Raw genomic sequence first — 7,863 nt, forward strand, 5'->3', positions numbered from 1 at the left:
GGGTCGTACACGCCACCGCGGTCGGCGGTGAGGTTCCGCGCGACGACGATGCCGGCGACGACGGCGAGCAGGGCCAGGACCAGTCGGACGGGGTGCTCTCGCATGGGCCCACGCTAGCGGGCGGCAGGCCGTCTCGCGTCGCGGTGCGTCGACCGGCCGCAGTTGTCGGGTCGTGGGAAGATGTCAAGGTCCCGTCCCGCACGATCCCCCCGAAGGACTGACGTGTCTTCCCCGCTGAGCGCTACCCTGCACACCAACCACGGCGACGTCGTGGTCCGGCTGTTCCCCGACCACGCCCCCAAGACCGTCGAGAACTTCGTCGGCCTCGCCGAGGGCACGAAGGAGTGGCTCGACCCCGCCACCGGCCAGGTCGCCACGCGCCCGTTCTTCGACGGCATCACGTTCCACCGCATCATCAGCAACTTCATGATCCAGGGCGGCGACCCGCTCGGCACCGGCACGGGTGGCCCCGGCTACACGTTCGAGGACGAGTTCCACCCCGACCTGCGCTTCGACAAGCCCTACCTGCTGGCGATGGCCAACGCGGGACCGGGCACCAACGGCTCGCAGTTCTTCATCACGGTCGTCCCGACGGACTGGCTGAACCGCAAGCACACCATCTTCGGCGAGGTCGCCGACGAGGCCGGCCAGAAGGTGATCGACGCGATCGCCGCGGTGCCGACGGACGGCTTCGACCGTCCCGTCGAGCCCGTGGTGATCGAGAAGGTCACCATCGACCGCGGCTGACATGACCGGAACGGCACCGGGGTCGCGCCCCGACGGCGCGCCCCGGTGCTACCGCCACCCGGACCGCGAGGCGCTCATCAGCTGCCAGCGGTGCGAGCGGCCCATCTGCACGCAGGACATGAACGAGGCGTCCGTCGGCTTCCAGTGCCCGGAGTGCGTCAACCGCGGCGCGAAGTCGGTGCGCCTGCCACGCACGGTCGCCGGCGGTGCGCTGCAGACCCGCGAGGGTGCGGTCTCGCTGGTGATCATCGGGATCAACGTCGTCGTGTACGTCCTACAGCTGCTCACCGGCGACCTGCGCAGCCCGCTGTACCAGCAGGGCGCGATGTTCCCGGTCGGCGTGGCCGACGGTCAGTGGTGGCGGCTGCTCACGTCGGCGTTCCTGCACCTCGGGACGCTGCACATCCTCTTCAACATGTACGCGCTCTACCTGTTCGGCCCGCTCGTCGAGCGGAAGCTGGGCACGGTGCGCTTCATCGCCGCCTACCTCACCACCGCCGTGGTCTCCGGCGTCTTCGTCATGTGGCTGTCGGCGCCGTTCAGCGGGACGGCGGGCGCGTCGGGTGCGGTGTTCGGCCTGTTCGGCATGGCGCTGCTGTTCATGCTCCGGGCACGCGAGGACGTGCGCGGCCTGCTCGCGCTGCTGGCGGTCAACGTGGCCATCGGCTTCCTCGGCCCGATCAGCTGGCAGGGCCACCTCGGCGGCTTCGTGGCCGGCGTGCTGCTGGGCGCGGTGTTCGCCTACGGGCCGCGGACGCGCCGCACGCTCGTGCAGGTGGCGGCCTTCGCCCTCGTGTGGGCGGCCGTGGTGGTCGCGGTGCTGGTGCGCTCCCAGCAGCTGCTGGGCTGAGTGCGCTGAATCACACGTCTGTCGTTCTCCCCAGCGTTGCCCACAGCTGTGAACAACACGCGTGTAACTCGCGCACAGGCGTGTCCACACCTGTGAACAACACGGGTGTAACTCGTGCACAGGGCCGTCCACACCTGTGCACCGTGGGGGCCCGGCGGGCCGGGTCGTGGACGACGAGTTTCGGATACCGTTAGTATCTGAGCATGTCGATCTTCGTCCCGGGCACGCGCGTGCTCGTCACCGGCGCGGCCTCCGGGCTGGGCCTCGCCCTCGTCACCCAGCTGGCCGAGCAGGGGTGTCGCGTGCTCGCCACCGACGTCCACGCCGAGGTCCCGGAGGTGCTGCAGGCGCTCGCGGCCGCCCACCCCGAGGTGTCCTACCGGACCCTCGACGTGACGTCCGACGTCGACTGGAGCACCGTGCGAGACCACGTCGTCGAGACGTGGGACGGGCTCGACGTGCTCTTCAACAACGCGGGCGTCGCGGCGGGTGGCCGGATCGAGCTGTCGGAGATGGACCAGTGGCAGTGGATCGTCGACATCAACCTGCTCGGCGTCGTGCGCGGCTGCCGCACGTTCGTCCCGCTGCTGAAGCAGCAGGGTCGGGGCACGATCGTCAACACCGCGTCGGCGGCCGGGCTCATCCACCCGCCGCGCATGAGCGAGTACAACTCCGTCAAGGCCGGCGTCGTCGCGCTCAGCGAGACCCTGTTCCACGAGCTCAAGCCCTCGGGCATCCAGGTCAGCGTCGTCTGCCCCACCTTCTTCAAGACCAACCTGACCTCCTCGCTGCGCGGCAAGGACGAGTCGGCGCAGAAGTCGGCGGCCAAGCTCATCGACGGCTCCAAGCGCACCGCGGCCGACATCGCCGCCATCGTCATCGCCGAGGTCGAGAAGGGCCGGCACATCGTCCTGACCGACCGCGAGGGCAAGCTGGCCTACGCCGCCAAGCGGTTCCTGCGGCCGCTGTACTACCGCGAGATGGCCAAGGCGGCCGTGCGCATGGGCCGGAGGGACTGACGTGCGCACGAACGTGCTCATCACCGGTGCCAGCTCGGGGCTCGGCGCCGAGATGGCTCGCCAGCTGGCGGCACAGGGTCACTCCCTGGCGCTGACCGCGCGGCGCGTCGACCGGCTCGAGGCCCTCGCCGCGGAGATCACGGCGGCGCACCCCGACGTCCAGGTGGTCGTGCACGCGCTCGACGTGAACGACCACGAGCAGGTCTTCGACGTCTTCGCCCGGGCCATCCAGGACCTCGGCGGCCTCGACCGCGTCGTCGTCAACGCCGGGCTCGGCAAGGGCGGACGCATCGGCACCGGCGCGTTCGCCGCGAACCGCGAGACCGTCGAGACCAACGTCGTCGCGGCGATGGCGCAGTGCGAGGCCGCCATGGCGCACTTCTACGAGCGCAAGGCCGGCCACCTCGTCGTCATCTCCTCGATGTCGGCCATGCGCGGCATGCCCGGCTCGATGACGGCGTACGCCGCGACCAAGGCAGCGGTCGCCCACCTCGCGGAGGGCATCCGGATGGACCTCGTCGGTCGCCGCGGGCTCGACATCGCCGTGACGACGCTGTTCCCGGGCTACATCGCCTCGGAGATGAACGAGCAGGTCGAGCAGGAGCAGCGACTCATGGTCGACACCCCCACGGGGGTGCGCTCGATGGTGAAGGCCATCCAGAAGGAGGTCGACACCGCCGCCACGCCCGGCTGGCCGTGGGGCCCCCTCGGCCAGGTCCTGCGGTACGCGCCGCGCGGCGTGGTCCGCAAGCTCGTCTGACCCTGACGCTCGTCCCGTCGTGGACCGCCATCGCCCCCTCGGTGCTCAGGGACGGGCGACGGTGCTCCGCGACGCCGGGTCGACGACGGCTGCGGCGGCGACGTCGAGGGGAGTGGCCGGCATGATCGTCGCGCCCTCGTCGACGAGCAGCGGCTCGGTGAAGAGGTAGGACATCTCGGCCATCGCCCGGACGTCGGCGTTGACGACGCCGCCGGCTCGCAGCGCCCAGGCCGGCACGGCCCGCACGCGGACGTCGTCGCGGCCGGCGGCGCGGGCGTAGGCCAGTGCCAGCTCGTGCTGCGACGCGTGCACGACCGGTGCGAGCACGACGTCGGGCCCTGCGGTGGCGTCGGCCGCCGCGACCATGGCGGCGGCGAGGTCGGGCAGGTAGGTCCAGGCGTGCGGGAGGTCGACGCGGCCGAGCGGGCGCACCGTCCGGCCCGACGCCGCGGGCCCGACCATCCGGTCGCCGCCGTGCGCCATCGCCGCGCCGGGGCCGTAGAAGTCGGAGGCCACGACGCTCGTGGTGCGCGCCGTCGACGCAGCTCGACGTTCCAGCAGGGTGGCGCGCACCCGCCCCATCGCCGAGCGCGGTGCGATCCTCGGCGCCGCTCCGAGCACGCCGGAGGTGTCGAACGCGTAGACGCTCTCCGGGTAGACCACGTGCACGTCGTGGCGCTCCGCGGCGGCCAGCACGGCCCGCTCCAGCGGGGGCAGCTCGCGCTCCCAGACGTCGGGGCGGTAGGCCGACGCGTGCACGCAGAGGTGCACGACGTCGACGTCGGCGAAGGCGCGGTCGAGCGCGGAGGCGTCGGTGGCGTCGAGGCGGGTGCGGGTGACGAGCGGGTGCTCGGGACCCGACCCGGACCGGGTGGCGACGGTGACCGCCTCGCCGCGCTCGGCGAGGAGGGTGGCGACGTGCGGGCCGATCTGACCAGCGCCGATGACCAAGATACTCATGGTGACTCCTGACGTTGAGAGAGCACTGCTCTCTGTTGGTTGTGCGTCCAGGGTGCGCGCGTACCGCCGCGCTGTCAAGAGCAGTGTTCTCTGTATCGACATGTCGATGTCGTGAACGGTAGGGTGGCACCGTGCCCACGCCCCGTCAGGTCGCCCGCGAGCAGACCCTGCGCGACATCGTCCGCATCGGCCGTGAGCAGCTCGCGACCACCACGCCCGCAGAGCTATCGCTGCGAGCCGTCGCGCGGGAGCTCGGCCTGGTGTCGTCGGCCGTGTACCGGTACGTCAAGGACCGTGACGCGCTGCTGACCCTCCTGATCGTCGACGCGTACGACGAGCTGGGCGCCGAGGTCGAGGCGGCGGTGGCGGCGTCGTCACGGCGTACCTCCGTCCGTCGCCTGCAGGCCGCGGCCCAGGCCATGCGGTCGTGGGCGCTGCGCGAGCCGTCGCGGTTCGCGCTGCTGCACGGCACGCCCGTGCCGGGCTACGCGGCACCCCCGGACGCGACGGTCGAACCGGGCACCAGGGTCGTCGTCGCGCTGCTCACGGTGCTGGAGGACGCACACCGACGGGGCGACCTGCGCGAGGTCGACGGGTCGCTGCCGCGCAGCCTGCGCACCGACCTCGAGCGGATCCGCACCGAGTACGCGCTGGCGCTGCCCGTGACGAACCTCGCCCGCGCGCTCGGCCTCTGGTCGGCCCTCGTCGGCGCCGTGGCCTTCGAGGTGTTCGGCCAGTACGGGCCCGACACCCTGCACGACCCCGCCGCGTTCCTCGACGTCCACGTCGCGACCCTCGCCGGCACGGTCGGCCTCCCCACACCCTGATCACCCCCCACGATTCGTCACGTCATCGCCCACTTCTCGCCCCGAGAGGGGCGATGACGTACCGAATCGTGGGGACTACTCAGCGAGGGCGCGTCGGGCGAGGGCGCCGACCTGCTCCTGCTCGACGAGGAACCCGTCGTGCCCGTGCACCGAGTGCACGACGTCGAGCCCGTCCGCACCCGGCACCAGGTCGGCCAGCTCCTGCTGCTGGTGCAGCGGGTAGAGGCGGTCGGAGTCGATCCCCGCGACGACCGTCCGTGCCGTCACACGGCCGAGCGCCGCGGCGACCCCGCCACGGCCGCGCCCGACGTCGTGGGAGTCCATCGCCCGCGTCAGGGCCAGGTAGGAGCCGGCGTCGAAGCGGCGGGTGAGCTTCGTGCCGTGGTGCTCCAGGTACGACGCGACGCTGAACCGACCGTCGGGCTCGCGCTCGCGACCGAAGCGCTGCTGGAGCTCGGGCTCGCTGCGGTAGGCCACGTGCGCCCCCCGTCGCGCGAGGTCGAGCCCGTTCGTCGGGCCGCGACGCTCGGCGTAGTAGTCGCCGCCGTGGAAGTGCGGGTCGGTCGTGATCGCCGCCTGCTGCACCGACGACAGGGCGAGCTGCTCGGCCGACGCCTGCGCCGACGTCGCCAGCAGGAACAACCGCTCCACCCGCGACGGGTGCCCGACCGCCCACTCCAGACCGCGCATGCCGCCGGCCGAGCCGCCCACGACGGCGTACCAGCGCTCGATGCCCAGGGCGTCGGCCAGCAGCACCTCCGCGGTGACCTGGTCGCGGACCGTCAGGTCGGGGAAGCGGCTGCCCCACGCGCGACCGTCCGGGGCGACGGAGGCGGGACCCGTCGAGCCCTGGCAGCCGCCCAGGATGTTGGCGCAGACCACGAGGAAGCGGTCGGTGTCGATCGGCAGGCCGGGCCCGACGAGCGTGTCCCACCAGCCTGGGCTGGCGTGCCCCGGTCCGGCCGGGCCGACCACGTGGCTGTCGCCCGTCAGCGCGTGCAGCACCAGCACCGCGTCGCGGCCCGGCGTCCCCCACGTCTCGTAGGCCAGGCGGACGTCGGGCAGGACCGACCCGCTCTCGAGCGCGACGTCGCCGACGTCGGCGAAGCGTCGGGAACCGACAGGATCTCCCTCCCGCCACGCGCCGGTGACGGAAGGGAGATCCTGGCTGGTCAGGTGCGGTGAGGTCACTTGGCCGCGCGCAGTCCCGCCTCGAGGTCGGCGAGGATGTCGTCGATGCCCTCCAGGCCCACCGCGAGGCGCACCAGACCGGGGGTGACGCCGGTGGCGGCGTGCTCCTCGGGCGTGCCCTGCGAGTGCGTCGTGCTGGCCGGGTGGATGGCCAGCGAACGCACGTCACCGATGTTCGCGACGTGGCTGAACAGCTCGAGCGCGTCGATGAACCGTCGGCCGGCGTCGATCCCACCGGGCAGCTCGAAGGTCAGGACGGCGCCGGCGCCCCGCGGGACGTACTTGTCGGCGAGCTCCTTGTAGGGGTTGCCCTCGAGCGACGCCCACGTCACCGTCGCGACGTCGTCGCGGGCCGACAGCCACTCCGCGACCTGGCGGGTGTTCTCGACGTGACGCTCCACGCGCAGGCTGAGCGTCTCGAGGCCCTGCGCGATGAGGAACGCGTTGAACGGCGAGATCGCGGCGCCGACGTTGCGCAGGTACTGCACGCGCAGCTTGGCGATGAAGGCCGCCGGCCCGAGCGCCTCCGCGAACACGAGCCCGTGGTAGCTGGCGTCGGGCTGGGTGAAGCCGGGGTACTTGTCGCCGTGGGCGCCGTAGTCGAAGGTCCCGCCGTCGATGACGACCCCGGCGATGGCCGTGCCGTGCCCACCGATGTACTTCGTGGCGGAGTGGATGACCGTGTCGACACCGTGCTTGAGCGGGTTGAGCAGGTAGGGCGTGGCGACGGTGTTGTCGACGAGGAACGGCACGCCGACCTCCTTCGCCACGGTCGAGATGGCCTCCAGGTCGAGCACGTCGCCCTTCGGGTTGCCGATGGTCTCGCCGAAGAACGCCTTGGTGTTCTCCTGCACCGCGGCGCGCCAGGCGTCGGGGTTGTTGTTGTCCTCGACGAACGTCACCTGGATACCGAGCTTCGGGAACGTGTGGCGCAGCAGCGAGTCGGTGCCGCCGTAGAGGCTGGCCGACGCGACGATGTGGTCGCCGGCCTCGGCGACGTTGGTCAGCGCGCCGGTCGTGGCCGCCTGGCCCGATGCGAACAGCAGCGCGCCGACACCGCCCTCGAGCGCGGCCAGCCGCTGCTCGACGGTGTCCTGCGTCGGGTTCATGATGCGCGTGTAGATGTTGCCCGGCTCCGCCAGGCTGAACAGGTCGGCGGCGTGCTGGGTGTCGCGGAACTGGTACGACGTCGTCTGGTAGATCGGCAGCGCGCGGGCACCGGTGGTCGGGTCTGGCGTCTGGCCGGCGTGGATCTGCTTGGTCTCGAACGACCACTGGTCACTCATGGTGTCTCCTCAGCTGTCGCGGCGGGTGTCGCGAGCGGGGTGTCGCGGGGTGGGTCTCCACCGTGGCACGGGGTCCGGGGACCGAGAAGACGTCTCAGGATCCGGGACGTGCGAGGATCGACGGATGGATCTGCGACCGGCCGCCGAGGGTGACGAGGGCCTGCTGGCCTCGATCGAGCAGGCCGCGAACACCGACGCGCTCGCGCACGTGTTCGCCCCGCCG

Annotated in this window: 8 protein-coding genes; 5 read left to right on the forward strand and 3 right to left on the reverse strand. The window is 71.9% G+C overall.

Going from position 1 to position 7,863, the window contains the following annotated elements; translation table 11 throughout:
• Positions 1–222 precede the first annotated feature (222 nt).
• The 4 genes from A6Q79_RS06480 to A6Q79_RS06495 all read left to right on the forward strand — a co-directional run bounded on the left by A6Q79_RS06480 (position 223) and on the right by A6Q79_RS06495 (position 3,376).
• A complete protein-coding gene (locus A6Q79_RS06480) occupies positions 223–747 on the forward strand; it encodes a peptidylprolyl isomerase (RefSeq protein ID WP_067853058.1) in 525 nt (174 codons plus the stop codon).
• A gap of 1 nt (position 748) precedes the next feature.
• The gene (locus tag A6Q79_RS06485) at positions 749–1,597 is read left to right on the forward strand and encodes a rhomboid family intramembrane serine protease (RefSeq protein ID WP_067853061.1); all 849 of its coding nucleotides are present in this window, start codon (positions 749–751) and stop codon (positions 1,595–1,597) included.
• A 203-nt stretch (positions 1,598–1,800) separates the two neighbouring features.
• Positions 1,801–2,616 carry an SDR family oxidoreductase gene (locus A6Q79_RS06490; RefSeq protein ID WP_067853064.1) on the forward strand — a complete coding sequence of 272 codons (816 nt, stop codon included), beginning with the start codon at positions 1,801–1,803 and terminating at the stop codon, positions 2,614–2,616.
• Between the two features lies 1 nt (position 2,617).
• On the forward strand, positions 2,618–3,376 hold the full coding sequence (locus A6Q79_RS06495) for an SDR family oxidoreductase (protein ID WP_286689555.1): 759 nt from the start codon (positions 2,618–2,620) through the stop codon (positions 3,374–3,376).
• A 45-nt stretch (positions 3,377–3,421) separates the two neighbouring features.
• Here A6Q79_RS06495 and A6Q79_RS06500 read toward each other — a convergent pair whose 3' ends face one another.
• Complete coding sequence (locus tag A6Q79_RS06500; RefSeq protein ID WP_286689554.1) at positions 3,422–4,336, reverse strand: NAD-dependent epimerase/dehydratase family protein; 915 nt, start codon at positions 4,334–4,336, stop codon at positions 3,422–3,424.
• A 131-nt stretch (positions 4,337–4,467) separates the two neighbouring features.
• Here A6Q79_RS06500 and A6Q79_RS06505 point away from each other — a divergent pair, with 131 nt between their 5' ends.
• Positions 4,468–5,163, forward strand: a complete 696-nt coding sequence (locus A6Q79_RS06505; RefSeq protein WP_067853069.1) for a TetR/AcrR family transcriptional regulator — start codon at positions 4,468–4,470, stop codon at positions 5,161–5,163.
• A gap of 75 nt (positions 5,164–5,238) precedes the next feature.
• Here the strand turns inward: A6Q79_RS06505 and A6Q79_RS06510 are convergent, their stop codons facing one another.
• Together A6Q79_RS06510 and A6Q79_RS06515 are read right to left on the reverse strand one after the other, a co-directional pair.
• Entirely contained in the window at positions 5,239–6,354 is a 1,116-nt protein-coding gene (locus A6Q79_RS06510) for a homoserine O-acetyltransferase (protein ID WP_317697202.1), read from the reverse strand.
• The gene (locus A6Q79_RS06515) at positions 6,351–7,640 is read right to left on the reverse strand and encodes a bifunctional o-acetylhomoserine/o-acetylserine sulfhydrylase (RefSeq protein ID WP_286689552.1); all 1,290 of its coding nucleotides are present in this window, start codon (positions 7,638–7,640) and stop codon (positions 6,351–6,353) included. Before A6Q79_RS06515 ends, A6Q79_RS06510 begins: the two co-directional genes overlap by 4 nt.
• Positions 7,641–7,863 lie beyond the last annotated feature (223 nt).

The sequence above is a fragment of the Aeromicrobium sp. REDSEA-S32_B7 genome, assembly GCF_001626145.1.
Lineage (GTDB): Bacteria > Actinomycetota > Actinomycetes > Propionibacteriales > Nocardioidaceae > Aeromicrobium > Aeromicrobium erythreum.